The 26,578-nt window shown below is 73.8% G+C and carries 20 protein-coding genes; 18 read left to right on the forward strand and 2 right to left on the reverse strand.

Annotated elements, in window-relative coordinates; translation table 11 throughout:
• Window positions 1-36: 36 nt before the first annotated feature.
• Both D7I43_RS21135 and D7I43_RS21140 read right to left on the reverse strand, forming a co-directional pair.
• Window positions 37-1,056, reverse strand: coding sequence for a TAXI family TRAP transporter solute-binding subunit (locus tag D7I43_RS21135; RefSeq protein WP_120330287.1), 1,020 nt, complete (start codon window positions 1,054-1,056; stop codon window positions 37-39).
• Window positions 1,053-3,347, reverse strand: coding sequence for a TRAP transporter permease (locus D7I43_RS21140; RefSeq protein ID WP_240033082.1), 2,295 nt, complete (start codon window positions 3,345-3,347; stop codon window positions 1,053-1,055). Before D7I43_RS21140 ends, D7I43_RS21135 begins: the two co-directional genes overlap by 4 nt.
• A 94-nt stretch (window positions 3,348-3,441) precedes the next feature.
• Between D7I43_RS21140 and D7I43_RS21150 the strand changes: the two genes are divergently transcribed.
• From D7I43_RS21150 to D7I43_RS21235, 18 genes are all read left to right on the forward strand, one after another.
• Entirely contained in the window at window positions 3,442-4,374 is a 933-nt protein-coding gene (locus D7I43_RS21150) for an ABC transporter ATP-binding protein (protein WP_120330288.1), read from the forward strand.
• Between the two features lie 229 nt (window positions 4,375-4,603).
• Window positions 4,604-5,404 carry an ABC transporter permease gene (locus D7I43_RS21155; protein ID WP_120330404.1) on the forward strand — a complete coding sequence of 267 codons (801 nt, stop codon included), beginning with the start codon at window positions 4,604-4,606 and terminating at the stop codon, window positions 5,402-5,404.
• Window positions 5,405-5,415: 11 nt separating this feature from the next.
• Entirely contained in the window at window positions 5,416-6,225 is an 810-nt protein-coding gene (locus D7I43_RS21160) for an ABC transporter permease (protein WP_120330289.1), read from the forward strand.
• Between the two features lie 64 nt (window positions 6,226-6,289).
• Entirely contained in the window at window positions 6,290-7,336 is a 1,047-nt protein-coding gene (locus tag D7I43_RS21165; protein WP_120330290.1) for a YihY/virulence factor BrkB family protein, read from the forward strand.
• Window positions 7,337-7,542: 206 nt separating this feature from the next.
• Window positions 7,543-8,721 carry an ROK family protein gene (locus D7I43_RS21170; RefSeq protein ID WP_120330291.1) on the forward strand — a complete coding sequence of 393 codons (1,179 nt, stop codon included), beginning with the start codon at window positions 7,543-7,545 and terminating at the stop codon, window positions 8,719-8,721.
• A gap of 178 nt (window positions 8,722-8,899) precedes the next feature.
• Window positions 8,900-10,414: a sugar ABC transporter ATP-binding protein gene (locus D7I43_RS21175; protein WP_192902230.1), complete on the forward strand. Its 1,515-nt coding sequence runs from the start codon at window positions 8,900-8,902 to the stop codon at window positions 10,412-10,414.
• 227 nt (window positions 10,415-10,641) lie between these two features.
• Window positions 10,642-11,757, forward strand: coding sequence for an ABC transporter permease (locus tag D7I43_RS21180; protein WP_120330292.1), 1,116 nt, complete (start codon window positions 10,642-10,644; stop codon window positions 11,755-11,757).
• Between the two features lie 95 nt (window positions 11,758-11,852).
• A complete protein-coding gene (locus D7I43_RS21185) occupies window positions 11,853-12,914 on the forward strand; it encodes a substrate-binding domain-containing protein (protein WP_120330293.1) in 1,062 nt (353 codons plus the stop codon).
• A gap of 37 nt (window positions 12,915-12,951) precedes the next feature.
• Window positions 12,952-14,169 (forward strand): Gfo/Idh/MocA family protein, encoded by a 1,218-nt coding sequence (locus tag D7I43_RS21190; protein ID WP_192902231.1) that lies wholly within the window; start codon window positions 12,952-12,954, stop codon window positions 14,167-14,169.
• A gap of 618 nt (window positions 14,170-14,787) precedes the next feature.
• Window positions 14,788-15,954 (forward strand): inositol-3-phosphate synthase, encoded by a 1,167-nt coding sequence (locus D7I43_RS21195; RefSeq protein ID WP_120330295.1) that lies wholly within the window; start codon window positions 14,788-14,790, stop codon window positions 15,952-15,954.
• Window positions 15,938-16,891 (forward strand): SCO3242 family prenyltransferase, encoded by a 954-nt coding sequence (locus D7I43_RS21200; protein WP_120330296.1) that lies wholly within the window; start codon window positions 15,938-15,940, stop codon window positions 16,889-16,891. Before D7I43_RS21195 ends, D7I43_RS21200 begins: the two co-directional genes overlap by 17 nt.
• Window positions 16,888-17,919: a sugar phosphate isomerase/epimerase family protein gene (locus D7I43_RS21205; protein WP_120330297.1), complete on the forward strand. Its 1,032-nt coding sequence runs from the start codon at window positions 16,888-16,890 to the stop codon at window positions 17,917-17,919. The genes D7I43_RS21200 and D7I43_RS21205 overlap by 4 nt, the downstream gene beginning before the upstream one ends.
• Window positions 17,920-18,008: 89 nt before the next feature.
• Complete coding sequence (locus D7I43_RS21210; RefSeq protein WP_120330298.1) at window positions 18,009-18,632, forward strand: EboA domain-containing protein; 624 nt, start codon at window positions 18,009-18,011, stop codon at window positions 18,630-18,632.
• A complete protein-coding gene (locus D7I43_RS21215; RefSeq protein WP_120330299.1) occupies window positions 18,632-19,498 on the forward strand; it encodes a TatD family hydrolase in 867 nt (288 codons plus the stop codon). The genes D7I43_RS21210 and D7I43_RS21215 overlap by 1 nt, the downstream gene beginning before the upstream one ends.
• Complete coding sequence (gene eboE, locus D7I43_RS21220) at window positions 19,498-20,802, forward strand: metabolite traffic protein EboE (RefSeq protein WP_120330300.1); 1,305 nt, start codon at window positions 19,498-19,500, stop codon at window positions 20,800-20,802. Before D7I43_RS21215 ends, eboE begins: the two co-directional genes overlap by 1 nt.
• Window positions 20,799-22,208: an alkaline phosphatase family protein gene (locus D7I43_RS21225; RefSeq protein WP_192902222.1), complete on the forward strand. Its 1,410-nt coding sequence runs from the start codon at window positions 20,799-20,801 to the stop codon at window positions 22,206-22,208. Before eboE ends, D7I43_RS21225 begins: the two co-directional genes overlap by 4 nt.
• Window positions 22,205-23,272: a polyprenyl synthetase family protein gene (locus D7I43_RS21230; protein ID WP_120330301.1), complete on the forward strand. Its 1,068-nt coding sequence runs from the start codon at window positions 22,205-22,207 to the stop codon at window positions 23,270-23,272. The genes D7I43_RS21225 and D7I43_RS21230 overlap by 4 nt, the downstream gene beginning before the upstream one ends.
• A gap of 367 nt (window positions 23,273-23,639) precedes the next feature.
• Window positions 23,640-26,510 (forward strand): ricin-type beta-trefoil lectin domain protein, encoded by a 2,871-nt coding sequence (locus tag D7I43_RS21235; RefSeq protein ID WP_120330302.1) that lies wholly within the window; start codon window positions 23,640-23,642, stop codon window positions 26,508-26,510.
• Window positions 26,511-26,578 lie beyond the last annotated feature (68 nt).

Raw genomic sequence — 26,578 nt, forward strand, 5'->3', positions numbered from 1 at the left:
CGCCTCCCGGGCCGTCGGCGGGCGACGGTGCCGTGCTCAGCGGGCGCCCAGGTCCTGCAACGCCTTCTCCGCGCCGCGGTGCAGCGGCACCGGGTCCGTCCGGCGGGCGTTCTCCAGCGTGATGCCCTTCGCGGCCGGGTTCGCCTGGGCCAGCGCGTCCCGTCGCTCGAACACCGTCCGGGTGATGGCGCACGCGACGTTGGCGTCCAGGTCCTCGCGGACCAGCAGCACGTTCGGCACGACGATGGTGGGGGTGTCGGCCGCCGTGCCGTACGCGTCCCGGCCGATCGTGCCGGCCTGGTACGCGGGGTTCAGCTCGGCCATCTTCGGCAGCAGGGGGCTGATGTCGAGGAACCGGACCCGGTCGCGGGCCGTCGTGAACAGGTCGGTGAGGCCGCCGGTGGGCAGCCCGCCGGACCAGAAGAACCCGTCGATGCTGCCGTCCTTCATCCCCTCGACGGTCTTGGTGAGGTCGAGCCGCTGCGCCTGGACGTCCTTCGCCGGGTCGAGACCGGCCGCCTGGAGCAGCCGGTGGGCGATCACCTCGGTGCCGGACTTCGGCGAGCCCGTGGAGATGCGCTTGCCCCGCATGTCGGCCACCGAGGCGATGCCCGCGTCGCTGCGCACCACGACCTGCGTGTAGTTGTCGTAGATCCGGGTCAGCGCCCGCACCGGCTGGGCCGACGTGAAGCTCTCCCTGCCCTGCACCGCGTTGACGGCCGTGTCGAAGAGCGAGAAGGCCACGTCGTACTGGCCGGCGACGAGCTGCTCGATGTTCTGCACGGAGGCGCCCGTCTCGGCGGCCGTGCCGGTCAGTTTGCCGCCGGTGGCATCGGCGAGCTGCCCGGCGAGGGCGTTGCCGACCACGTAGTAGACGCCCGTCGCGTTGCCGGTCGCGATGCCGACCCGGGTGTCCCGGGTCACCTCGCAGGTGACCTCGCTGGCCGTGTCGTCCCGGGCCGCGCCGCCCTGCCGGCCGCCGCAGCCCACCGTCCCCGCGGCGACGACGGCGAGGACGCCCACGCCCGCGACGAGCCGGACCTTCTTCCCGCTCACTGTGCTACCTCCCTCAGCTCCGGTGTTCCGGTCGGCCCGCCGGACCGGCCGGCGGATCCACGTCGTACGAGCACGCCCGCGACCGCCACGACGGCCAGCCCGACGCCGACCGCCACCGGCACCGCCTCCAGCCGCAGCAGGAACACCCCGGCGAGCGCGGCCACCACCCGTTCCGGCACCCCGGCCGGCCCGACGCCGGGCAGCCAGCCGCCGGCCGCCACGGCGAGCACGGTCACGCTCACGGCGAGGACCACGGCTGCCACCGCGACCCGCCGTACGCCGCCGATGCCGAGCAGCCCGAGCCCGGCGGGCGTGATGACGAACGCGATCGGGATGAGGTACGCCGGCAGCGCGTACCGCAGGGCCTGCCACATGGTCGGCACCAGCCGGCCGCCGGTCACCGCGGACGCGGCGACGGCGGCGAGCGCCGTGGGCGGGGAGACCTCGGAGAGGACCGCGAAGTAGAAGACGAACATCGCGGCGGCCGGCGCCGCCACCCCCAGGTCGAGCAGCGCGGGGCCGATGATCACCCAGCCGATGACGAACGAGGCGGTGACCGGCACGGCGAGCCCCAGCAGGCTGAGCGCGACGGCCGCGAGCACCGCGGTGAGCACGAGGACGGCGGCCGGGTCGCTGGTGAGCATCCGGGCGCCGTCCACCAGCAGCGCCGCCGCCTGCGGGCCGAGCCCGGTCTTCGTCGTGGTCGCCGTGATGATCCCGGCGGCGGCGCAGACGGCGGTCACCGCCAGCACGCCGCGTACGCCGGCGACCAGGGAGCCCACGAGCCGGGCCGGGGTGAGCCGGTGGGACCGGTCCAGGAAGGACAGCACGGCGGCCAGCGCGGTGGCGAGCACCACGGCCCGGGTCGCCGACATGCCGAGCGCGAGCAGCACGACGATGACGACCAGCGAGGCGAAGTGGTAGCCGAACCGGGCGAGCAGCCGCCACGGCGACGCCGCGTCGATCGCCACCGGACGCACACCCGACCGGCGGGCGTCGATCTCCACGGCGAGGAGGATGCCGAGGTAGTACAGGATCGTCGGCACGGTGGCCCAGCCGAGCACCTGGAGGTAGGAGACGCCGAGGTACTCGGCGATGATGAACGCCGCCGCGCCCAGCGTCGGCGGGGACAGGATCGCGCCCACGCCGGCCGCGGCCAGCATGCCGCCGGCCCGCTCCGCCGGGTATCCGGCCCGCCGCAGGATCGGCCAGGTCACCGCCCCGATGCTCACCGTGGTGGCCGCCCCGGACCCGGAGACGGTGCCGAGCAGGAAACCGGAGGCGACGGCGGTGCGCCCGGCGGCCGTACGTGAGCGGCGGAACGCGGCCGTGGACAGCTCGACGAAGAACCGCCCGGCGCCGGAGTGGTCGAGTACGGCGCCGTAGATGGTGAACAGCACGATGTACGACGCGGCGACGTCCAGCGGGGTGCCGTAGAAGCCGCTGTCGGAGTTGTAGAAGGCGTCGACGAGCTGGCTGAAGTCGAGCCCGGCGTGGGCCACCGGCCACGACTGCGGCAGCAGCCCCCCGTAGTAGCCGTAGCCGAGGAACAGCAGGCAGACCGCCGGCAGGATCCAGCCGGTGGTCCGCCGGCACGCCTCCAGCAGCAGGAGGAGGAGCACGGTGCCCATCACGAGGTCCGCCGGGACGAGCAGCCCCTGCCGGTCGAGGAAGGCGTCGTACCCGCCCCCGCCGGACCCGATCGAGAACGGCAGGACCGGGTAGAGGCAGGCGGCCAGCGCCAGCGCGGCGAGGGCCCAGTCCGCCGGCGTGGGACGGGACCGGCCCGCGGCGGACGGTGGCGCGGCGGTGTCTCCGGGTGGCGTGTCGCTGTCATCGGGTGGCGCGGCGCTGTCTCGGGGTGGGGCGTGCTCGGATGGCGCGGCGCTGTCGTGCTCGGGCGGCGCGGCGTCGGCGGCGCGCTGGCGCGGCGGGACGCGCGCCGGGGTGTCGTGGCGGCGGGCGAGCCGACGCAGCCGGGGCCGCAGGCGCAGGTCGGCGGGGTAGGCGAGGAAGACCAGCGGCAGGACGCCCGCGAGGAAGATGATCAGGTAGTACTTGCTCCCCTGGGGCAGTGGCCGGAAGACCTGCCAGAGGGCGAGCGCGCCGACCACGAGCGCCACGGCGGCGACGAGCGCGCCGGTGCGGCCGGCGAGCACCCGGCCGGGCTTCTCGTCCTCGAACTGCGCCGCCAGCTCGGAGACCGCGCCCGGGTCGCGGGTGGACGCCGCCGGGGCTTCGCCGGCCTCGCGCGTCGGCGACGGACCGTCGGAGGAACGGATCGGCGACACAACAGGACGATACACGTCGATACGCGGCGGGCGGGGGCCGCGCGGAGCGGGTAAATCCGGTGGCGCTGTCGGACCCGGCCGTTAGGGTCGGGCGGTGACCACGGTTCAGCCACTCATCCGGGCCCGGGGGCTCGTGAAGCGGTTCGGTGACTTCACCGCGGTCGACGGCATCGACGTCGAGGTGCTTCCCGGTGAGGCGTTCGGCTTCCTCGGTCCCAACGGCGCCGGCAAGTCCTCCACCATGCGGATGATCGGCTGCATCTCCCCGCCGAGCGGCGGCGAGCTGCGCATCCTCGGCATGGATCCGGTGCGTGACGGGCCGGCGATCCGGGCCCGGCTCGGGGTGTGCCCGCAGCTCGACAACCTCGACCCCGAGCTGACCGTCCAGGAGAACCTGACCACCTACGCGCGCTACTTCGGCATCCCGCGCCGCGTCGCCCGGGAGCGGGCGCGCGAGCTGCTCGACTTCGTGCAGCTCACCGAGCGCGCCGACAGCAAGGTCGAGCCGCTCTCCGGCGGCATGAAGCGCCGGCTCACGATCGCCCGGGCGCTCGTCAACGAGCCGGAGATCGTGCTGCTCGACGAGCCGACCACGGGGCTCGACCCGCAGGCCCGGCACCTGGTGTGGGAGCGGCTGTTCCGGCTCAAGCAGCAGGGCGTGACGCTGGTGCTCACCACCCACTACATGGACGAGGCCGAGCAGCTCTGCGACCGGCTCGTCGTCATGGACGGCGGCCGGATCGTCGCCGAGGGCTCACCGCGCGCCCTCATCGAGCGCTACTCCACCCGTGAGGTGGTGGAGCTGCGCTTCGCCGCCGAGTCGCAGGAGGCGTTCGCCGGCAAGCTCGACGGATTGGGGGAGCGGGTCGAGGTGCTGCCCGACCGGGTCCTGCTCTACGTCGCCGACGGCGACGCGGCCGTGGCCGAGGTGCAGGCGCTCGGCCTCACCCCGGCCAACGTGCTGGTCCGGCGCAGCAGCCTGGAGGACGTGTTCCTGCACCTCACCGGCCGCACGCTGGTCGAGTGAGCCCGTCCGACGGGGCCCGCCACGATCGTTGGCGGCCCGGCCGGCATCTGGCGCGCGTGCCGGCCGGCTGACGATCACGGGAGAGTGCGCGTTGTCCAGTGGGAGCCATGGTCGGCGCCGTGCCCGAAACTGCCGCGACAGCACCGGCGGCCGGCCGTAGGGTGGCTCCGGCCTGTCGTACCCCCGGGGTAGGAAGGCCGTGGACGGCGAGTCGGGGGCGGTGATCGTGGTGGACGTGGCGTCATCGGCGCGGGCCCGGCCGACGCGGTCGCGGGTGCCGGCGTTCGCGGTGCTCCACTACTACCTGGTCGGCTACCGGCGCACCTGGCGGGCCGGGGTCTTCTCGTCGTTCCTGCTGCCGGTGCTCACCGTGCTGGGGTTCGGCCTCGGCGTCGGCGCCTACATCGACCAGGGCGTCGACGGGGTGCCCTACCTCGACTGGCTGGTGCCCGGGCTCATCGCGTCGACCGCGTTGCAGGTGGCGCTCGGCGACTCGACGTGGCCGGTGTTCAGCAACTTCCAGTGGGTCAAGACGTACTACGCGCAGAGCGCCGCCCCGCTGCGGGTCGGTGACATCCTCGCCGGGCACCTGCTCTACGTGCTGTTCCGGGTGCTTACCACCATCGCGGCGTTCCTGCTGGTCACCGGGTTGTTCGGGGCGCTGCGCTCGCCGTGGGCGCTGGCCACCCTGCCGGTCGTGGCGCTGCTCGGCCTGGCCGTCGCCGCGCCGACGTTCGCCTACAGCGCGTCCGTCTCCAGCGACAGCTGGCTGGCCATGCTGTTCCGCTTCGGCGTCATCCCGATGACCCTCTTCGCCGGGGTGTTCTTCCCCGTCGAGAGCCTGCCGGAGGGGCTGCGCCAACTGGCGTACGCGACGCCGCTCTGGCACGCGGTCGACCTCTGCCGAGCGGCGACCCTCGGCGTGGCTCCGCAGTGGTCGGTGGCCGGTCACCTGCTCTACCTCGCGGCCTGGGCGCTCGGCGGCGCGCTGCTGGCCCGCCGGGTGTTCCGCCGCACGCTCGTCGTCTAGGGAGGAGTGCCGTGGTCAGCCTGGTCCTGCCCCGGCTGGTCGACGTCTCCGCCGCGTCCCGGCGGTCGGCGTCGGTGGCCGAGCGCAACATCGCGGCGCTGAAGTCGGTCTACTGGCTGCTGCTCGTCTCCGGCTTCGTGGAGCCGCTGCTCTACCTGCTCTCCATCGGCGTGGGAGTCGGCGCGCTGGTCGGCGACCTCACGCTCCCCGGTGGCCAGGTGGTGACGTACGCGGCGTTCGTGGCCCCCGCGATGCTCGCGTCCTCCGCGATGACCGGCGCGCTCGCCGAGACCACCTTCAACTTCTTCGGGAAGATGAAGTACATGAAGCTGTACGACGGGGTGATCGCCACCCCGGTGCAGCCGTTCGAGATCGCGCTGGGTGAGCTGGGCTGGGCGATGCTGCGGGGCGGGGCGTACTCGGCCGCCTTCCTCGTGGTGATGGCCGCCATGGACCTCACCACCGTGGGTCGGGCCGCGGCCGCCTTCCCGGCCGCGGTGCTCGTCGGATTCGCGTTCGGCGCGCTCGGCATGGCGCTGGCCACGTTCATGCGGAGCTGGCAGGACTTCGACCTGATGGGCTCGGCGCAGTTCACCCTCTTCCTCTTCTCCGGCACGTTCGTCCCCGCGGAGGCCTACCCGGCGATCGTGCGGTGGCTCGTGGAGGTCACCCCGCTCTACCGGGCGGTGCACCTGATCCGGGGCGTCGCGCTCGGCACCGGCGGCTGGTCGTCGCTGCTCGACGTGCTCTACCTGGTCGCCGTGATGACCGTGGGTCTGCTGGTGGCGGCGCGCCGGATGGGCCGGTTGCTCTACAGGTAGGTGGTTATCACCGCCGTTGTCGGGGCATGTCCTTCGGGACTTTCGCGACGACGAGGAGGGGTGGATGACCGCCGACGAGTCTGCCGGCCGCGACCGCTACGCGGCGGCCGCGGGAGGGGCCGCCGACCGGCCCGACCCACCTCGGAACACCCGGCCCGTGGGCCCGGACGAGGGCCCGCAGAGCCCCGCCCAGATCCCCGGCCCGGGGTGGATGGCGACGCTGCGCCGGACGGTGCGGGAGTTCCAGGAGGACAAGCTCACCGACTGGGCCGCCGCACTGACCTACTACGGGGTGCTCTCCATCTTCCCCGGGCTGCTCGTGCTCGTCTCCATCCTCGGCCTGCTCGGGCCGGAGACCACCGAGACCGTCAAGAACACGGTCACCCAGGCGATCCCCGAGGGCAACATCCAGGGCATCCTGGAGCGGGCGATCGACCAGGCGAAGCAGTCCGGCGGCCTGGCCAGCCTCGCCGCGGTCCTCGGTCTGCTCGCCGCGTTCTGGTCCGCCTCCGGTTACATCGCGGCCTTCATGCGCGCCTCCAACGCCATCTACGACGTGCCGGAGGGGCGGCCGATCTGGAAGACGCTGCCGATCCGGGTCGGCGTGACCGCCGTGATCGGCGTGATGCTGCTGGTCAGCGCGGTGATCGTGGTCTTCACCGGCCGCCTCGCCGAGGCCGCCGGCAACGCCATCGGGCTCGGCTCCACGGCCGTGACGGTCTGGAACATCGCCAAGTGGCCGGTGCTGCTGATCCTCGTCAGCCTGATGTTCGCGATCCTCTACTGGGCCTCGCCGAACGCCCGGCACGGCGGCTTCCGCTGGGTCAGCCCCGGCGGGGTGCTGGCCGTCGTGATCTGGCTGGTCGTCTCGGGTCTGTTCGCCCTCTACGTGACCAACTTCGGCTCGTACAACAAGACGTACGGCACCCTGGCCGGCGTCATCATCTTCCTGATCTGGCTGTGGCTGACCAACATCGCCATCCTGCTCGGGGCGGAGTTCGACGCGGAGCTGGAACGCGGCCGGGCCATCTCGGCGGGGCACCCCGCGGACAAGGAGCCCTACGTGGAGCTGCGCGACGACCGCAAGCTCCGCAAGAAGCGTCAGCGCTGATCCGCCGTACGCACATCCGGGTGGCCGCTCGCACGGGCGGCCACCCGCTTTACTTGATCCACTATTAGCTTTTGTTCGTTCGGACAAAAGTTGGATCAAGATTGGCTGAAGCTCTGGACATGCGGCACGGAACCCTCCTACTGTGTCGGGCACAACACATTGCCGTTGCGTCGATGTGAACGACGCCGATGCGGAGGTGAGTCCCGGTGCGGACGGAGGACCCGCTGCACGTACGCCTCCTGCGGCTGCTGCGCGACGAGGGGGCGGTCTCCCGGGCCGAGCTCGGCGACCGGCTGCAGATGCCGCGCCCCCGGCTCCTGGCCGAGCTGGAGCGGCTGGTCAGCCTCGGCTACGTGGCCGAGGCCGGGCTCGCCGCGTCCCGGGGCGGACGGCGGTCCACCCTGGTGGAACTGAACCCGCGCCTGCGTTTCGCCGCCGTCGACCTGGGCGCCAGCTCGATCGACGTCGAGGTGGTCAACGGCCGGCTGGAGCCGGTGGCCGCGTACGCGGAGCCGGCCGACATCCGCTCCGGCCCGAAGGTCACCCTCCAGCGGGTCAACGAGCTGCTGCACAAGGCCAAGGTGGACGGCGCGTACGAGCGGCTCGACGCGGTCGGCATCGGCGTGCCGGGGCCGGTGAGCTTCCGCGACGGGGTGCCCGTGTCCCCGCCGATCATGCCCGGATGGGACCGGTTCCCCGTACGCGAGCTGCTCACCCGCGAGCACGGCTGCCCCGCCGTGGTCGACAACGACGTCAACATCATGGCGATCGGCGAGCGGCACGGCGGTGTCGCCCACTCGGTCGACGACTTCCTCTTCGTCAAGATCGGCACCGGGATCGGCTGCGGCATCTACCTCAGCGGCGAGGTCTACCGGGGCACCGACGGCTGCGCCGGCGACATCGGGCACATCCAGGTCGACTCGCACGGTCCCATGTGCTCGTGCGGCAACATCGGCTGCCTGGAGGCCCTCTTCAGCGGCGCCGCGCTCGCGAAGGACGCGACCGCCGCCGCCCGCAACGGGATCTCCCCGGCGCTGGCCGAGCGGCTGGCCGCCAACGGCGCGGTCACCGCGCTCGACGTCGCCGAGGGCGCCGTCGAGGGGGACGTGACCTGCATCCAGCTGATCCGCGACGGGGGACGGCGGGTCGGCGGGGTGCTGGCCGGGCTGGTGAGCTTCGCCAACCCGTCCATGATCGTGATCGGTGGCGGCCTCGCCCAGCTCGGCCACATCCTGCTCGCCGAGATCCGCAGCGTGGTCTACCGGCGGTCGCTGCCGCTGGCCACCGGCAACCTGCCCGTCGTCCTCTCCGAACTCGGCCCGCGGGCCGGTGTCGCGGGGGCGGCGGTGCTCGCCAGCGACGTGGCGTTCGGCGAGGCGTCATGAGCGCGGGGAGCGAGCCGGGTCGGCGAGCCCGGCGTTCGCGAACGGAGCAGGCACGGTGAGCGAACGGGAGGAGGGTGCGGTGACCGGAGGGCACGCGAGCCCGGCGGACGGCGGTGCGGAGGGTCCGGGCGTGGACGCTCCGCTGGTCGAGGCCCCGGCCGACGCCGTGGCCGGCGAGGTGGTGCTGCGCCTCACCGACGTGGTCAAGACGTTCCCGGGCGTACGCGCCCTGGACGGTGTGCAGCTGGAGGTCCGTGCCGGCGAGGTGCACTGCCTGCTCGGGCAGAACGGCGCCGGGAAGTCGACCCTCATCAAGGTGCTGTCCGGCGTGCACCGCCCGGACTCCGGCCAGGTCGAGTGGCGCGGGCAGCCGGTCACCTTCCCGAATCCGCAGGCCGCCATGCGGGCCGGCATCGCCACGATCTACCAGGAGCTCGACCTGGTGGAGGACCTCTCCGTCGCGGAGAACGCGTTCCTCGGCCACGAACCCCGCCGGTTCGGCTTCGTCCGTCGCGGGCACATGGCCCGGCGGACCCGGCAGATCCTCGGACGGCTGGGCCACGCCGAGATCCCGCCGAACCGGATGGTGCGCTCGCTGCCGGCGGCCGGCAAGCAGGTCGTCAGCATGGCCCGTGCGCTGTCGCACGAGGCCCGACTGATCATCATGGACGAGCCGAGCGCCGTGCTGGCCCACGACGAGGTCGGCAACCTGTTCCGCATCATCCGGGAGCTGACCGCCCAGGGCATCGCGGTCATCTACATCTCGCACCGGCTGGAGGAGATCCGCGAGATCGGCGACCGGGTCACCGTACTCAAGGACGGCCGGACCACGGCGGCGAACCTGCCGGCCCGCGACACCCCGACCCGCGACCTGGTCAGCCGGATGACCGGCCGCACCATCGAGTACGTCTTCCCGGAGCGGGCGGCCGCGGCGGAGCCGGCGGGGGCCGACCTGCTCGAGGTGCGGGGCCTGACCCGGTCCGGCGAGTTCGCCGACGTGTCGCTGCGCGTGCGGGCCGGGGAGATCGTGGGCATCGCCGGGCTGGTCGGCTCCGGCCGCTCGGAGCTGCTGGAGACCATCTACGGCGCGCGCCGGGCCGAGGCCGGGACGGTGCGGATGGGCGGCCGGGTGCTGCGCCCCGGCAGCGTCGGCGCGGCGGTCCGGGCCGGGATGGGCATGGCGCCGGAGGAGCGCAAGAGTCAGGCGCTGCTGCTCGGCGAGCCCATCTACCGTAACGTCACGCTGGCGACCTTCGCCCGGTACGCGCGAGCCGGCTTCACCGACGCCGGGCGGGAGCGCGCCGAGGCGGACCGGATCGCCGACAGCCTGGAGCTGCGCCCGCGCGACGTCCGCCGGCCGGTACGCACGCTCTCGGGCGGCAACCAGCAGAAGGTGGTGGTCGGGCGCTGGCTGCTCGGCGACACGAAGCTGCTGCTGCTCGACGAGCCCACCCGGGGCGTCGACGTCGGCGCCCGGGCCGAGCTGTACCAGGTCATCCGGTCCCTCGCCGAGCAGGGCGTGGGGGTGCTGCTGGTCTCCAGCGAGGTGCCGGAGGTGCTCGGTCTCGCCGACCGGGTCCTGGTGATGCGCGAGGGGCGGGTCGTCCGCGAGGCCCCCGCCGGCGAACTTGACGAGAACACCGTCCTCGACCTCGTCATGGCGGGGTCCCTGATGGAAGGCGCGGCGGCATGAGCGAGCGGATCGTCCATACAACGCGGCTGGGCGTCGGGCCGCTGTGGAGCGGAACCGAGGTGGCGGCGTGAGCGAGCGTAGCGAGCGAACCGTCAGGCACTGCGCGGATGAGCGTCACGGCGGCACCGACCGAAGGGAGGTGGCGGCGTGAGCGAGCGTAGCGAGCGAACCGTCAGGCACTGCGCGGATGAGCGTCACGGCGGCACCGACCGAAGGGAGGTGGCGGCGTGAGCGAGGTGACGGAGACCCCCGCCGCGGAGCGGGCGGCAAAGCTGCCGGCGCAGTCGCCGCCGGTGGACCCGGCCGAGACCGCGGCCGCGGGCCACGCGGCCACCGGCCGGCTCTCCTGGTGGCGCGGCGACGGTGGTGAGGGCGCCCGCCGCAACCTCGGGCTGATCGGGGTCCTGGTGGCCCTCATCGTGATCGGCATCGTCACCCGGCCCGACCTCTACGGCGACTCGAGCTGGGTGTGGAGCAACTTCCTGACCATCCTGAAGCTGGCGTCCGTGGTCGGCGTGGTGACCGTCGGCATGACCTTCGTGATCATCGGCGGTGGCATCGACCTCTCGGTCGGCGCGATCGTCGCACTGGCCGGGGTGTGGGCCACCACGGTGGCCACCCAGAGCTACGGCGCCGGCGGCATGATCTTCTGCGCGCTGACCGTGGGCCTCGGTGTCGGCCTCGTCAACGGCCTGCTCATCTCGTACGGCCGGCTGGTGCCGTTCATCGCCACGCTGGCGATGCTCGTGGCGGCGCGGGGTCTGGCGGCGGAGATCTCCAACAAGCAGACCCAGGTGTCGGACAACAACACGATCAACAGCATCGCCAGCACGAACCTGCTCGGCATCCCGCTGCTGGTCTACATCCTCGCGGCGGTCGTCATCGCCGGTTGGGTGCTGCTCAACCGCACCACCTTCGGCCGGCGGACGGTGGCGGTGGGCGGCAACCCGGAGGCGGCGCGGCTGGCCGGCATCAACGTCAAGCGGCACACGCTGCTGCTCTACGCGCTGTCCGGGCTCTGCTGCGGCATCGCCGCGATCATGCTCACGGCCCAGGCCACCTCGGCCCAGGCCGCGATGGCGAACCTGTACGAGCTGGACGCGATCGCCGCCGCGATCATCGGCGGCACGCTGCTCAGCGGCGGGCGGGGGACCATCATCGGCTCCCTCCTCGGGGTGATCATCTTCTCGACGATCACCAACCTCTTCGCGATCAACGGCCTCTCCACCGAGGCCCAGAACATGGTCAAGGGCGGCATCATCGTGGCGGCCGTCCTGGTCCAGCAGGTGCACTTCCGCAGCCTCACCCAGTTCCTCAGCCGCAACCGGCTCACCACCACCTGACCCCACCACCGCACATCCGGGCCACCGCGCAGGCGACGGTGGCCGGGCCTCGCACACCCTTTCCACTCCCACCACCGCGAATACAGGAGGTCGTCATGACCCAGCACAGTCGCGACCTGTCACGCCGCCGCCTGCTCTTCGGCGGGGCCGCCGTCGGCGCCGGCGTGCTGCTGGCCGGTTGCACCAGCAACGAGAGCCAGGAGCCGACCACGGCGCAGACCAAGGGCGCCGACGCCGCGGCCGGCGGCAACGCCGCGCCGGGCGAGCGGGTGACCATCGGCTTCTCCGCCCCGGCCGCCGACCACGGCTGGATCGCCGCGATCACCAACAACGCCAAGGCGCAGGCCGCCGCGTACTCCGACGTGGAGTTCAAGACGGTCGAGGCCGGCGCCGACGCGGCGGCCCAGCGGGCGGCGCTGTCCACGCTCCTGTCCCAGAAGCCGGACGTGATCGTGCTGCTGCCGCACGACGGCAAGGAACTCAACGCGTTCGGCCTGGAGGCCATGCAGGCCGGCGTCCCGGTGGTCAACCTGGACCGCGCCTTCCCCGACGCCAAGGCGTACCGGCTCCAGATCAAGGGCGACAACTACGGCATGGGCGTGGCCGCGGCGACGTACATCGCCGAGCAGCTCAAGGCCAAGGGGGTCAGCAACCCGGTGATCGGCGAGATCGCCGGCATCGACTCGCTGGAGCTGACGCAGGAGCGCTCGAAGGGCTTCGCGGACACCCTGGCCCAGCACGGGCTGAAGGTCGCCAACCGGCGGGCCGCCGAGTTCACCGCGGACTCCGGCCAGCAGGCGGCGACCGGCCTGCTCCAGGCGCTGCCGAAGATCGACGCGATCTGGAACCACGACGACGACCAGGGCATCGGCGTGCTGGCCGCGATCAACCAGGCCAACCGCAAGGAGTTCTTCATGGTCGGCGGCGCCGGCTCGAAGAAGGCGATGGAGGACATCCAGGCCGACAACACGGTGCTGAAGGCCACCGTCACCTACAGCCCGTCGATGGCGTCCTCGGCCATCTCGCTGGCCCGGCTGATCGCCCAGGGCAAGGGGATGTCGGACCTCGTCGAGCTCCAGGTGCCCAAGGAGATCATCCTCGCCTCCGAAACGATCACCAAGGAGAACGTGAGCAACTACCTCAAGCTCGGGTTCTGACACATCTGGGGGGAGACCCACCTTGTCCACTACAGACATGCAACTGCGGGTCGGCATGGTCGGCTACGCGTTCATGGGCGCCGCGCACTCGCAGGCCTGGCGCACCGTGAACCGGGTGTACGACCTGCCGGCGCGGGCCCGGATGGCGCTGATCTGCGGCCGGGACGCCGGGAACGTGGCGGAGGCCGCCGACCGGCTCGGCTGGGACGCGTACACCACGGACTGGCGTGACCTGGTCAGCCGGGACGACATCGACGTGGTCGACGTCTGCACACCGGGCGACAGCCACGCCGAGATCGCGCTCGCCGCGCTGGCCGCCGGCAAGCACGTCCTGTGCGAGAAGCCGCTGGCCAACACCGTGGAGGAGGCGAGGGCGATGGCCGCCGCGGCGGCCACGGCCCGGGCCTCCGGTGTGCGGTCGATGTGCGGCTTCAACTACCGCCGGGTGCCCGCGGTCGCGATGATGCGCAGACTGGTCGCCGACGGACGGCTCGGCGTGATCCGGCACGTCCGGGCGGCCTACCTGCAGGACTGGATCGTGGACCCGCAGTTCCCGCTGGTGTGGCGGCTGCAGAAGGACAGGGCGGGCTCCGGCGCGCTCGGCGACATCGGCGCGCACATCATCGACCTGACCCAGTACGTGACCGGCCAGCGGATCACCGGGGTGAGCGCCGTGACGGAGACGTTCGTCAAGGAGCGGCCGTTGCCGGCGGGGTCGAGCGGGCTGGCGGCCACGGTGGACGGCTCGGTGGACGGGCACGCCGACGGCGCGGGCCCGGCCACCGGTCCGGTCACCGTCGACGACGCCGCGCTGTTCGTGGCGCGGCTCGACGGCGGCGCGCTGGCCACGTACGAGGCGAGCCGCTTCGCCACGGGGCGCAAGAACGCCCTGCGTGTGGAGATCAACGGCTCGCTGGGCAGTGTGGTGTTCGATCTGGAGCGCCTCAACGAGCTGGAGTTCTACGACGCGACGCTGCCCACCGCCGAGCAGGGCTTCAGCCGCATCCTGGTGACCGAGGGCGACCACCCGTACATGTCGGCCTGGTGGCCGCCGGGGCACATCATCGGCTACGAGCACTCGTTCACGCACCAGATGCGTGACTTCATCGAGGCGATCGCCACCGGCACCGATCCGGAGCCGTCCTTCGCCGACGCCCTCCAGGTCCAGCTCGTGCTGGACGCCGTGGTCCGCTCGGCCGAGCTGGGCTCGTCGTGGACCGACGTGGAGCCGACCCTGACCGCGGTGGCGGTCTGACCGTCGGCCCGGCCGGGTCCGCCCGGCCGGGCCGGAGACCCTGTCCGCCCGCGGGGCGGTGACGACACCGCCCCGCCCGAGAACCTTTCCGGACCGACCGGCGAGGGCCGGCCGCGGTTGCGCCCCGCGGCCGGGACGAGGTCGGGTCCGAAAGGGCGTGCACCCGGGCGACGTGCCCGGTGGCACACGCAGGACGGCCGTCCGGTGTGGCCGGACCGGGATTCCCCGGCCGCACCGGAGGGCCGCCACCACCCACGACGATCCGGAGGAGCAGATGGCACCGCCCGCCTCCCGCGCGACCGTCACCGACCTGTCCCGCCCACCCGCCGCGGGCCGCGGCCGCTGAGACGTCCGGCCGGGGCGGCGGGCCACCGCCCCGACGCGGATACGGGGGAGGCAGGGTCGCGACGCCGACCGACCCTGCCTGCCAGCCCCGTCCGTCCGCACCCGCACCGGGTCGCCGGTCCGGCGCCGTCGCCGCCGACGTCGACGCCGGGCCGCTCCGGGGCGGACGGGCGGACGGGGCCCATCCGCTCACACCCATAGTTTTCCGGAGCAACTTCTGATATCAATATAATTCGATGCACAACGGTCCTCCTTGACCGGGGAAGGGGCGCCATGCGTACGGGTGTCTGGCTGGTGGGGGCGCGCGGCTCGGTCGCGACCACGAGCATCGTCGGAGGTCTCGCCCTGCGGGCCCACCTCGCGGGGCCGACCGGATGCGTCACCGAACTCCCCGAGCTGCGCGGCCCCGCGCTCCCGGCCTTCGCCGACCTGGTGTTCGGCGGCCACGACGTGGCCACGACCCCGCTGGCCAAGCGCGCCGAGACGCTGGCCGCCGCCGGTGTCCTGCCCGGCCGCCTGGTCGCCGCGCTCCCTGACGAACTGGCCGCCGTCGAGGAGGAGCTGCGCTGCGCGCCCGGCGGCGACACCCCGGCCGACCGGGTCGCCGCCGTCGTCCGCGACCTCACCGACTTCCGCGACCGGCACCGGCTGGACCGGGTGGTCGTGGTCAACGTGTCGTCCACCGAACCGGCGGCGCACCCGCACCCCGCGCACGCCGACCTGGCCGCGCTGCGCGACGCGCTGGCCGACACCCCCGACGTCCTGCCGGCCAGCTCGCTCTACGCGTACGCGGCGCTTCAGGCCGGCTGCCCCTACGTCGACTTCACCCCGTCCACGGGCGCCCGGCTGCCGGCGCTGCACGCGCTGGCCGTCGAGCGCGGCCTGCCGTACGCCGGCCACGACGGCAAGACCGGGGAGACCCTCGTCAAGTCGGTGCTGGCCCCGATGTTCGCGATGCGCCACCTGCGGGTGCGCTCCTGGTCCGGCCTGAACCTGCTGGGCGGCGGCGACGGCGCCAACCTGGCCGACCCGGCCGCCAACGCCGCCAAGGTGGAGAGCAAACAGCGCGTGCTCGGCGAGACGCTTGGCTACGTGCCGCAGGGCGAGACCCGCATCGACTACGTGGAGGACCTCGGCGACTTCAAGACCGCCTGGGACCTGGTCACGTTCACCGGCTTCCTCGACACCCGGATGCGCATGGAGTTCACCTGGCACGGCTGCGACTCGGCGCTCGCCGCGCCGCTCGTGCTCGACCTGGCCCGGCTCACCGCCGCCGCCCACGCGGCCGGCCGCGTGGGCCCGCTGACCGAGCTGGCGTTCTTCTTCAAGGACCCGCTCGGAGCGCCGACCCACTCGCTCGCCGAGCAGTGGGCGCGGCTCACGGAGTTCACCCGCGACCTGCACGCCGGGAAGGAGAACGCCGATGGCCACGCTGGCTGACCTGGCCGAGCTGGTCCGCGCGCCGGCCGCGCTCTCGGTCCCCGGTGACGTCGTCGCCGGCGCCGCGGCGGCTGGAGCACTCGACCGGCGCACGCCCGCCCTGGCCGGCGCCTCGGTGCTGCTGTACTGGGCCGGCATGGCCGCCAACGACTGGGCGGACCGCGACCTGGACGCCGTCGAGCGGCCCGAACGGCCGATCCCCAGCGGCCGGGTCCGCCCCGGCACGGCGGTCGGGCTGGCCGCCGGCCTCACCGCGGCCGGGCTGGCCCTCGCCACCGCCGCCGGGGGCCGGCGCGCCGCGGCGGTCGCGGTGCCCCTGGCCGCGGCCGTCTGGGGGTACGACCTGCGCGCGAAGAACACCGCCGCCGGCCCGGCCGTGATGGCCGCCTGCCGGGGGCTGGACGTGCTGCTCGGCGCCGCCACCGGCGGCCGGCCGGCCCGCGCCCTGCCGGCGGCGCTCACCGTGGCCGCGCACACCTGGACGGTCACCGCGCTCTCCCGCCGGGAGGTCACCGGCACCGACCCGACCCTGCCGCTCGGCACCCTCGCCGGCACCGCCGTCGTCGCGGCGACCGCGGCCCGGGCAGCACGCCGTACCCCCGCGACCGCCACCCCCGGTCCGGCCGACGCCTCCGCCGCGGCGGGGCGGCGCGGTGCCCGTACGCCGAGGGAGGCGTCGCGTCGCGGCGCGCTCGCCGCGCTCGTGCCGGCCGCGCTGGCCACCTGGTACGCCACGGGTTACGGCGCGGCGCAGGCCCGCGTGGTCGCCGAACCCACGGCCGGGCGGGTCCGGGCGGCGGTCGGCGCGGGCATCACCGGGCTGCCCGCGCTCCAGGGCGCGCTCACCGCCCGTGGCGGGGCCGGCCTGCTGGGGCTCGTGGTCGCCGCCGCGGCGCCGATCGGTCGGCGCCTGGCCCGGAAGGTCTCGCCGACATGAGCGCCCCACCCCCCGACCCGGCGCCCGCCACGTCGCCGGCCGATCCCGCCCCGCCGCGCTTCGGCTACGGCACCAACGGCTTCGCCAACCACCGGCTCGACGACGCGCTGGCCGTCATCGCGGACCTCGGGTACGAGGGGGTGGCGCTCACCCTGGACCACGACCACCTCGACCCGTTCGCGCCCGGTCTGGTGCGCCGGGTGGCCGCGCTGCGGCGCCGGCTGGACTCCCTCGACCTCGCCGTGGTGGTCGAGACGGGCGCCCGCTACCTGCTCGACCCGTGGCACAAGCACGCGCCCACACTGCTGCACGACGACCCGACGCGGCGGGTCGAGTTCCTGCGGCGCGCCGTCCGGGTCGGCGCCGACCTGGGGGCGGAGGCGGTCTCGTTCTGGGCCGGCGTACGCCCCGACCCGGTTCCGCCCCGCGCCGCCTGGGACCGGCTCGTGGCCGGATGCGCCACCGTGGCCGACGCGGCCGACCGGGCCGGGGTGCGGCTCGGCTTCGAACCGGAGCCCGGCATGCTGGTCGAGGACATCGCCGGGTGGTGGCGGCTGCGCGCCGCCCTCGACGACCCGCCCTGCTTCGGCATCACCCTCGACATCGGGCACTGCCGCTGCCTGGAGCCCCAACCGGTGCCCCACTGCGTGCACGAGGTGGGGGCGCACCTGGTCAACGTCCAGATCGACGACATGCGCCGCGGCGTCCACGAACACCTCGAGTTCGGCGAGGGTGAGATCGACTTCCCGCCCGTGCTGCGTGCCCTGGGCGACGCCGGCTACCGCGGCCTGATCGCGGTGGAACTGCCCCGGCACTCGCACGCCGCGCCCACCGTCGCCGCGCGGTCGCTGGAGTTCCTCCGGGCCGCCGCGGCCCGGGCCCGGACCCTGCCGCCCCGCACGGGCACGCGCGCCCACGCGGCGGTACCGGCGCAGGCCGCCGCGCCGGCCCCGGCGCACGCCTCCGCGCCCCTCAGCTCCGCACCCTCGGACGCACCGTCGAGCGGAACGGCCCCGGTGCGTATGTAGGGGCGGAGCAGAGGGGGTCCGGGCGACGCCCGGGCTCCCACGGCGAGACCGCGCAGGCGCCGGTCGGACCGGCGCCGAGGGGAGGCACGATGACACCGGAGCACCTCCGGACGGCCCTGCGGGGCGTACCGGATCCCGACTGGCTGGACACCGCGCTGCGGCAGGTGGCCGACGAGCCCGCGACGATCACCCGGTTCTTCCCGGCCGCCGGCCGGCGCTGCGGCCGGGCCGCCCTGCCCGACGCGCCCGGCTGGACCGCCGACGAGGCGGCCCGCGCGCTCCTGCTCGCCACGCTCCCCGGCGACCACGCCCGGTACGCCGACACCCTCTACCGCCAGGGCGACGCCGCCGAGAAGCGTGCCGTGCTCAAGGCGCTGCCGCTGCTGCCGATCGGCCCGGACGCGGTGCCCCTGCTGCACGACGCGATCCGGACCAACGACACCCGGCTGCTCGCGGCGGCCCTCGGCCCGTACGCCCGGCACCTGGACGCCGCCGCCTGGCGGCAGGCGGTGCTCAAGTGCGTCTTCACCGGCGTGCCGCTGGCCGTCGTGGCCGACCTCGACGCCCGCGCCGACGGGGAACTGGCCGCGATGCTCACCGGCCTGGCCGACGAACGGCACGCCGCCGGCCGCACCATGCCCGCCGACGCCACCGACCTGCTCGACCGACTCACCGCCGGCTCCGGCCGACCCACCGCCGCCCGGGAGGCGTGATGCGAATCTTCGACCCGCACATCCACATGACCTCGCGCACCACCGACGACTACGAGCGGATGGCCGCCGCGGGCGTCCGCGCCCTGGTGGAGCCCGCGTTCTGGCTCGGGCAGCCGCGCACCAGCCCCGCGTCGTTCACCGACTACTTCGACTCGCTCGTCGGCTGGGAGCCGTTCCGGGCGGGACAGTTCGGCATCCGGCACCACGCGACGATCGCGCTGAACCCGAAGGAGGCCAACGACCCGCGCTGCCGGCCCGTCCTCGACCTGCTGCCCCGCTACCTCGACAAGGACGGGGTCGTGGCGGTCGGCGAGATCGGCTACGACTCGATGACCCCGGAGGAGGACGAGGCGTTCGCCGCGCAGCTCGCCCTGGCCGTGGCGCACGACCTGCCGGCGCTGGTGCACACGCCGCACCGGGACAAGGCCCGGGGCGTCGAGCGCAGCCTCGCGGTGGTCCGCGAGTCCGGCATCGACCCGGGCCGGGTGGTGCTCGACCACCTCAACGAGGTGACCGTGAAGCTGGCCCGGGACACCGGCTGCTGGCTCGGCTTCTCCATCTACCCCGACACCAAGATGTCGCCGCCGCGGATGGTGGAGATCCTGCGGGAGCACGGCACCGAGCGGATGCTGGTGAACTCCGCCGCCGACTGGGGTCGCTCCGACCCGCTGCTCACCCGGGCCACCGGCGAGGCGATGCTCATGGCCGGCTTCAGCGACGACGACGTCGACCGGGTGCTCTGGCGCAACCCCGTGGAGTTCTACGGGCAGTCCGGGCGGCTCGACCTCGCCGAGCCGGACCTCGCCGACGCGGACGGGCCGGCCGGCACGTTCGCCGGCAACTCGATCCTGCGCGGGGGCAGCTGATGCGACTGCGACATTCCTCGGGCGAGACCGTCCACCTCGGCTACTGCACCAACGTGCACCCGGCCGAGGACCTCGCCGGCATCCGCGCCCAGCTCGACACGTACGCGGTGCCCGTCCGGGAGGCGCTCGACGCCGAGCTGCTGGGCCTGGGGCTGTGGCTCGCCGCCCCGGTCGCCGCCGAGCTGGCCGCCGACGCGTCCGCCCGACGGCGGCTCCGGGCCGACCTCACGGCACGGGGGCTGGAGGTGGTCACCCTCAACGGCTTCCCGTACGCGGCGTTCCAGGCCCCGGTGGTCAAGGGCGACGTCTACCACCCCGACTGGACCACGCCGCAGCGGCTCGCGTACACCCTCGACCTGGCCCGGGTGCTCGCCGACCTGCTCCCCGACGACGCGGCCCGCGGCTCGATCTCCACGCTGCCGCTGGCCTGGCGGCACCCGTGGGACGCGGCCCGCGCCGACGCGGCCCGGCGGCGGCTGGACGAGCTGGCCGCCGGCCTCGCCGACGTGGAGCGGGACACCGGGCGGCGGATCCGGGTCGCCTTCGAGCCGGAGCCCGGCTGCGTGGTCGAGAGCACGGGACAGGCCGCCGGCCTGCTGTCCGGTGTGGACACCGACCGTCTCGGTGTGTGCGTCGACCTCGCGCACCTCGCCTGCGCCTGGGAGCAGCCGGCCGAGGCGTTCGCCCGGCTGCGCGCCGCCGGCCTGCCCGTGGTGAAGGTGCAGGTCTCGGCGGCGTTGGAGGCGCCCGACCCGGGCGGCGCGGCCGACGCGCTGCGGCGGTGGGTCGAGCCCCGGTTCCTGCACCAGACCCGGGCCGCCGGGTGCGCGGGCGGCGCCGACCCGGCCGATCCCGCGTACGCGGCCGACGACCTGGACGCCGCGCTCGACGCGGAGCTGCCGGGGCCGTGGCGGGTGCACTACCACGTGCCGCTGCACGCCCCGCCCGAGGAGCCGCTCCGGTCCACCCTCCCGGTCCTGCGCGCCGCGCTGGCCGCGCTCTACGAGGGTCCGGGCGCGGGCTGCGACCACCTCGACGTCGAGACGTACACCTGGGGGGTGCTGCCGGAGGCGCGGCGCCCGCGCACCGACGCCGAGCTGGCCCGGGGGATCGCCGCCGAGCTGGCCTTCGCCCGCGCGGAGCTGGTCGCGCTCGGCCTCGCGCCGGGCGACCGGCGGGACGGCGCGGACGCGCAGGCGCGGGGCGGCGTCGGGCGGGACGGTACGGCGGCGCCGGGCGGCGTCGAGCGGGACGAGTCGGGTACGCCGCGCGGCGGCGTGGAGCGGAGCGAGGTGCCGGCATGAGTCGCCGACTGGTGGTGCTGGACGTGGTCGGGCTGACCCCGCGGCTGCTGGCGCACATGCCGCGCCTGCGCGCGGTGGCCGAGCGGGGTTTCCGGGCGGAGCTGGGCACCGTCCTGCCTGCGGTGACGTGCTCGGTGCAGTCGACGTTCCTGACCGGCGAGCCGCCCTCCGGGCACGGGATCGTGGGCAACGGCTGGTACTTCCGCGACCTCGGCGACGTGCTGCTGTGGCGGCAGCACAACGCGCTCGTCGGCGGTGAGAAGCTCTGGCAGGCGGCCCGGCGCGCCGAGCCCGGCTACACGGTGGCCAACGTGTGCTGGTGGTACGCCATGGGCGCGGACGTGGACTGGACCGTCACCCCACGGCCCGTCTACTACGCGGACGGGCGCAAGGAGCCCGACTGCTACACCGACCCGCCGCAGCTGCACGACGCGCTCACCGGCCGCCTCGGCACGTTCCCGCTGTTCAGCTACTGGGGGCCGGGCGCCGGCCTGGCCTCCTCGGCGTGGATCTGCCGGGCGGCCGAGCAGATCCTCGCCGACCACTCGCCGGACCTGACCCTCGTCTACGTGCCGCACCTCGACTACGACCTGCAACGGTACGGCCCGTCGTCGCCCCGGGCCGCCGCCGCGGCGGCCGAGCTGGACGGCGTGCTCGGCCCGCTGCTCGACGCCGCCGAGGCCCGGGACGCGACAGTGGTGGCGCTGTCGGAATACGGCATCACCGACGCCTCCCGACCGGTCGACGTCAACCGCCTGCTGCGCGCCGAGGGGCTGCTGCGGGTGCACACCCAGGCCGGGATGGAGTACCTCGACCCGTGGACGTCGCGGGCGTTCGCCGTGGCCGACCACCAGGTGGCGCACGTCTACGTCCGCGACCCGGCGGACGTGCCGGCGGTGGCGAAGCTCTGCGCCGGGCTGCCCGGCGTGGCCGAGGTGCTCGACGCCGAGGGCAAGGCGGCGCACGGGTTGGACCACCCGCGGGCCGGCGAGCTGGTGCTGGTGGCCGAACCGGACGCCTGGTTCACCTACTACTACTGGCTGGACGACGCGCGCGCGCCGGACTTCGCGCGGCTCGTGGAGATCCACCGCAAGCCCGGCTACGACCCGGCCGAGCTGTTCTTCGACCCGGCGGCCCCGGCCGCGGCCAAGCGCCGCGCCGCGGTGGCGCTGGCCCGCAAGAAGCTCGGCATGCGGTACCTGATGAACGTCGTGGGCCTCGACGCCGGCGCGCGGGCGGTCCGCGGCTCACACGGCCGGCTGCCGGCCCATCCGGCGGACGGCCCGGTGCTGCTCTGCTCGGACCGGTCCGCGGCCCGGGAACGGATCGCGGCCACCGAGGTCAAGGGGCTCCTGCTGGAGCTCGCCGGGCTCACCGCGTCCGGGACGCGGGGGGAGGCGCCGTGACGGTCACCGTGGCGCCGACCGACGCGAGCGGCCTGCGGGCACGGTTCGACGCCGAGCTCGCCGCGTTCCTGGAGCGGCAGGGGCCGGACTGGCCCGACGGGGCGCCGCGCGGGGTGTTCACCGCCCTGCAGCGCTTCGTGCTGGCCGGCGGCAAGCGGCTGCGCCCGCTCTTCTGCTACTGGGGCTGGCGGGGCGCCGGCGGCGAGGACGGCACGCCGATCGTGGTGGCCTCGGCCGCGCTGGAGCTGTTCCACGCGTTCGCGCTGATCCACGACGACATCCTGGACGGCAGCGACCGCCGCCGGGGCGAGCCGTCGGTGCACCGGCTCTTCGCCGACCTGCACGCGCGCTCGTCCTGGCGCGGCGACCCCGAGGCGTACGGCCGGAACACGGCGCTGCTCTGTGGTGACCTGTGCGCCGCCTGGTCGGACCAGATGTTCCACGAGTGCGGGCTGACCACCGAGCAGGTGCACCGGGGGTACGCGATGTTCGCGCTGATGCGTACCGAGGTGATCGCGGGGGAGTACCTGGACCTCGTGTCGGGGGTCGGGGACGGCTCGGTGGCCAGCGCGCTCACGGTGATCCGGATGAAGGCGGCCCGATACACGGTCACCCGGCCGTTGCAGATCGGCGCGACCCTGGCGGGCGGGCCGCCGGAGCTCGTCGACGCGCTCGCGGAGTTCGGCGACCCGCTGGGCGACGCGTTCCAGCTCCGCGACGACGTGCTGGGCGTCTTCGGCGACCCGGCGGTCACCGGGAAGTCGATCCTCGACGACCTGCGCGAGGGCAAGCCCACGGTGATGATGGCGCTGGCGCGCAGCGCCGCCGACCGGGTGCAGACGGCGCGGCTGCGCGAACTCTTCGGCAACCCGGACCTGGACGCCGACGGCGCCGCCGAGCTGCGCGCGATCATCGAGGCGACCGGCGCCCGCGACCGCATCGAGCAGATGATCCGCGTCCGCACCGACGCCGCCCTCGCGGCCCTGGAGCGCGCACCGGTCGGCGACGAGACCCGCGCGGCGCTCGTCGAACTGGCCGGGCTGGCCATCGACCGCCGCTCCTGAGGGACCCGGCCGGGCCGGGCCCCGGCGGGGTCCGCCGGTCGGCCCGCCGTCCGTTCCGGCGCGGCGCACACCCCCGCGACTTTCGACCGATCCAGCGAAAGTCAGGTCCGGATCGGCAGAAGGTATGGACATATTTAAGTACGTAATTTAAGGTCGTGCCCAGCATCCACTGTTTCGTCGAGGTGAACCGGCGGCGCGGTAACCCATCGACTGGTGACCTCCGAGCACGTGGCTCCACCGTGCGGAGTGCTCACGGCCGGCCGGGTCGGCACCCCGGCGGGCCCCCACCGCAACCCCCGCCACGGCACCCCGGCGCGTCGGCGCGCGCCCCGCCCTGGCGGTCAGTCGTCAGGAGGGACAGCTCACCATGTCCAACTCGGACAGATCGCACCACCGACCCCGACGATGGTTCCCCGCCGGTTCGGCGCTGCTGCTGGTCGCCGCGGCCGGCACGGTCGCCCTCGGCGCCGGTCCCGCCGCAATCGGCGGTCCCGCCCCGGCACAGGCCCACCCGATCAACGCCACCGACTTCCAGCAGGTCGAGCTGGCCCGTGGCGTCGCCGAGATGGGCGAGCCCATGTCGCTGGCCGTGCTGCCCGACCGCTCGGTGCTGCACACCGCCCGCAACGGCACGCTGCGCCGCACCGACGCGAACGGCACCACGACGGTGATCGGCACGATCCCCGTCTACACCCACGACGAGGAGGGGCTGCAGGGCGTCGGGGTGGCCCCGAACTTCGCCAGCAACCGCCACATCTTCCTGTACTACGCCCCGCCCTTGTCCACCCCCGCCGGGGACGCGCCGGCCACCGGGAGCGACTTCTCCGCCTGGCAGGGGGTCAACCGGCTGTCCCGGTTCACCCTGAACGCCGACTTCACCCTGAACCAGGCCAGCCGGGTCGACGTGCTCGACGTACCGGCCGACCGGGGCCTCTGCTGCCACGTCGGCGGCGACATCGACTTCGACGCCGCGGGCAACCTCTACCTCTCCACCGGCGACGACACGAACCCGTTCGACTCCGCCGGGTACGCCCCGATCGACGAACGCACGAACCGCAACCCCGGGTACGACGCGCAGCGCAGCGCCGGCAACACCAACGACCTGCGCGGCAAGATCCTGCGGATCAAGGTGAACGCGAACGGGACGTACTCGATCCCGGCCGGCAACCTCTTCCCGGCCGGCACGCCCGGCGCCCGCCCGGAGATCTACGCGATGGGCTTCCGCAACCCGTTCCGGATGAGCGTGGACAAGGCCACCGGCATCGTCTACGTCGGCGACTACGGGCCGGACGCCGGCTCGACCAGCGCCACCCGCGGGCCCGCCGGCCAGGTCGAGTTCAACCGGGTCACGGGGCCGGGCAACTACGGCTGGCCGTACTGCACCGGCACCAACACCAGCACCGAGACCTACAACGAGTGGGACTTCGCCACCAACACCAGCGGCCCGAAGTTCAACTGCGCCGGCGGGCCCACCAACAACTCGTTCCGCAACACCGGCCGGTCCACGCTGCCGCCCGCGCAGCCGGCCTGGATCCGGTACGGCGGCGACGCCGGCAGCCCGCCGGAGTTCGGCGGCGGGTCCGAGTCGCCGATGGGCGGCCCGGTCTACCGGTACGACGCCGCCAACCCCTCGGCCACGAAGTTCCCCCAGTCCTTCGACGGCCAGTTCTTCGCCACCGAGTTCGGCCGCGGCTGGATCAAGCCGATCCACGTCAACGCCGACGGCTCCCGGGGCACCATCGACAGCTTCCCCTGGACGGGCAAGCAGGTCATGGACTCGGCGTTCGGCCCGGACGGCGCGTACTACGTGCTCGACTACGGCACCGGGTACTTCAACGGGGACGCGAACTCCGCGCTCTACCGCTTCGACTACATCGGCGGCGGCAACCGGGCCCCGACCGCGGTGGCGACCGCCGACCGCACCTCCGGCGCGGCCCCGCTGACGGTGGCGTTCTCGTCGGCCGGCTCGTCCGACCCCGAGGGCGGTGCGCTGACGTACGCGTGGGCCTTCGGCGACGGCACCACCTCCACGGCGGCGAATCCGACGAAGACGTACACGGCCAACGGGACGTTCACGGCGACCCTGACCGTACGCGACCCGCAGGGCGCGACCGGCAGCGCGAGTGTGGTGGTCAGCGTGGGCAACACGGCGCCCACGGTGACCGTCAACAGCCCCGGCAACGGCAGCCTCTTCTCCTACGGCGACACCGTGCCGTTCAGCATCACCGTCACCGACCCGGAGGACGGCACGATCGACTGCGCCAAGGTGAAGATGACCTACGTGCTCGGGCACGACCAGCACGGGCACCAGATCACCTCGCAGAACGGGTGCACGGGCGCGATCACCATCCCGGTCGACGGCGAGCACGACGAGGCGGCGAACATCTTCGCGATCTTCGACGCGGAGTACACCGACGCGGGCGGCCTCACCACCCACACCCAGCACACGCTCCAGCCCCGGCACCGCCAGGCCGAGCACTTCAAGACCTCGTCGGGGATCAACACGTTCGACAAGGCCACCGCCGAGGGCGGGAAGACCGTCGGTGACATCCACAACGGCGACTGGATCGCGTTCCAGCCGTACCGGGTCGGCAACGTCACCTCGTTCACGGCCCGGGTCTCGTCGGCTGGCGCCGGCGGCACGCTCCAACTGCGCACCGGCTCGCCCACGGGCACCGTCATCGGCTCGGCCACCGTGCCGGTGACCGGCGCCTGGGACACCTTCACCACCGTCACGGGCACGGTCGGCAGCCCGCCGGCCGGCACCACGACGCTCTACCTGACGTTCGCGGGGTCGGGCACCGGCGCGCTCTACGACGTGGACGCGTTCACGCTCAACACCGGCGCGGGCAGCGGCGGCACCGGCCCGATCCGGGGCCTCGCCGGAAAGTGCCTGGACGTGCGGGGCGCCGGTACGGCCGACGGTACGCAGATCCAGATCTACACCTGCAACGGGAGCGCCGCGCAGACGTGGTCGGTGACGCCGAACTCGACGGTGCGGGCGTTGGGTAAGTGTCTCGACGTGTCCGGTGGTGGGTCGGCGGACGGTACGAAGATCCAGTTGTGGACGTGCAACGGTACGGGTGCGCAGAACTGGTCGGCGCAGGCCGACGGGACGTTGCGTAACCCGCAGTCGGGCAAGTGCCTGGACGTGTCGGGCAACAACTCGGCCGACAGCACACCGGTACACCTGTGGACGTGCACCGGCGCCGCGAACCAGAAGTGGATCCTGCCCTGATGTGCGCGGAGGGGCCCTTTCAACGGATAGCGTTGTCCCGGGGCCCCTCCTGTCAACCTGAGGAGAGC

It is taken from the genome of Micromonospora globbae (assembly GCF_003610785.1).
Lineage (GTDB): Bacteria > Actinomycetota > Actinomycetes > Mycobacteriales > Micromonosporaceae > Micromonospora > Micromonospora globbae.

What these genes read in the sequence shown, in the direction of transcription:
- D7I43_RS21185 (WP_120330293.1), top strand. Translation starts at nt 11,853, where the DNA reads ATGACCCAGCACAGTCGCGACCTGTCACGCCGCCGCCTGCTCTTCGGC.
- D7I43_RS21195 (WP_120330295.1), top strand. Translation starts at nt 14,788, where the DNA reads ATGCGTACGGGTGTCTGGCTGGTGGGGGCGCGCGGCTCGGTCGCGACC.
- D7I43_RS21225 (WP_192902222.1), top strand. Translation starts at nt 20,799, where the DNA reads ATGAGTCGCCGACTGGTGGTGCTGGACGTGGTCGGGCTGACCCCGCGG.
- D7I43_RS21205 (WP_120330297.1), top strand. Translation starts at nt 16,888, where the DNA reads ATGAGCGCCCCACCCCCCGACCCGGCGCCCGCCACGTCGCCGGCCGAT.
- D7I43_RS21190 (WP_192902231.1), top strand. Translation starts at nt 12,952, where the DNA reads ATGCAACTGCGGGTCGGCATGGTCGGCTACGCGTTCATGGGCGCCGCG.
- D7I43_RS21215 (WP_120330299.1), top strand. Translation starts at nt 18,632, where the DNA reads ATGCGAATCTTCGACCCGCACATCCACATGACCTCGCGCACCACCGAC.
- D7I43_RS21165 (WP_120330290.1), top strand. Translation starts at nt 6,290, where the DNA reads ATGACCGCCGACGAGTCTGCCGGCCGCGACCGCTACGCGGCGGCCGCG.
- D7I43_RS21210 (WP_120330298.1), top strand. Translation starts at nt 18,009, where the DNA reads ATGACACCGGAGCACCTCCGGACGGCCCTGCGGGGCGTACCGGATCCC.
- D7I43_RS21235 (WP_120330302.1), top strand. Translation starts at nt 23,640, where the DNA reads ATGTCCAACTCGGACAGATCGCACCACCGACCCCGACGATGGTTCCCC.
- eboE (WP_120330300.1), top strand. Translation starts at nt 19,498, where the DNA reads ATGCGACTGCGACATTCCTCGGGCGAGACCGTCCACCTCGGCTACTGC.
- D7I43_RS21200 (WP_120330296.1), top strand. Translation starts at nt 15,938, where the DNA reads ATGGCCACGCTGGCTGACCTGGCCGAGCTGGTCCGCGCGCCGGCCGCG.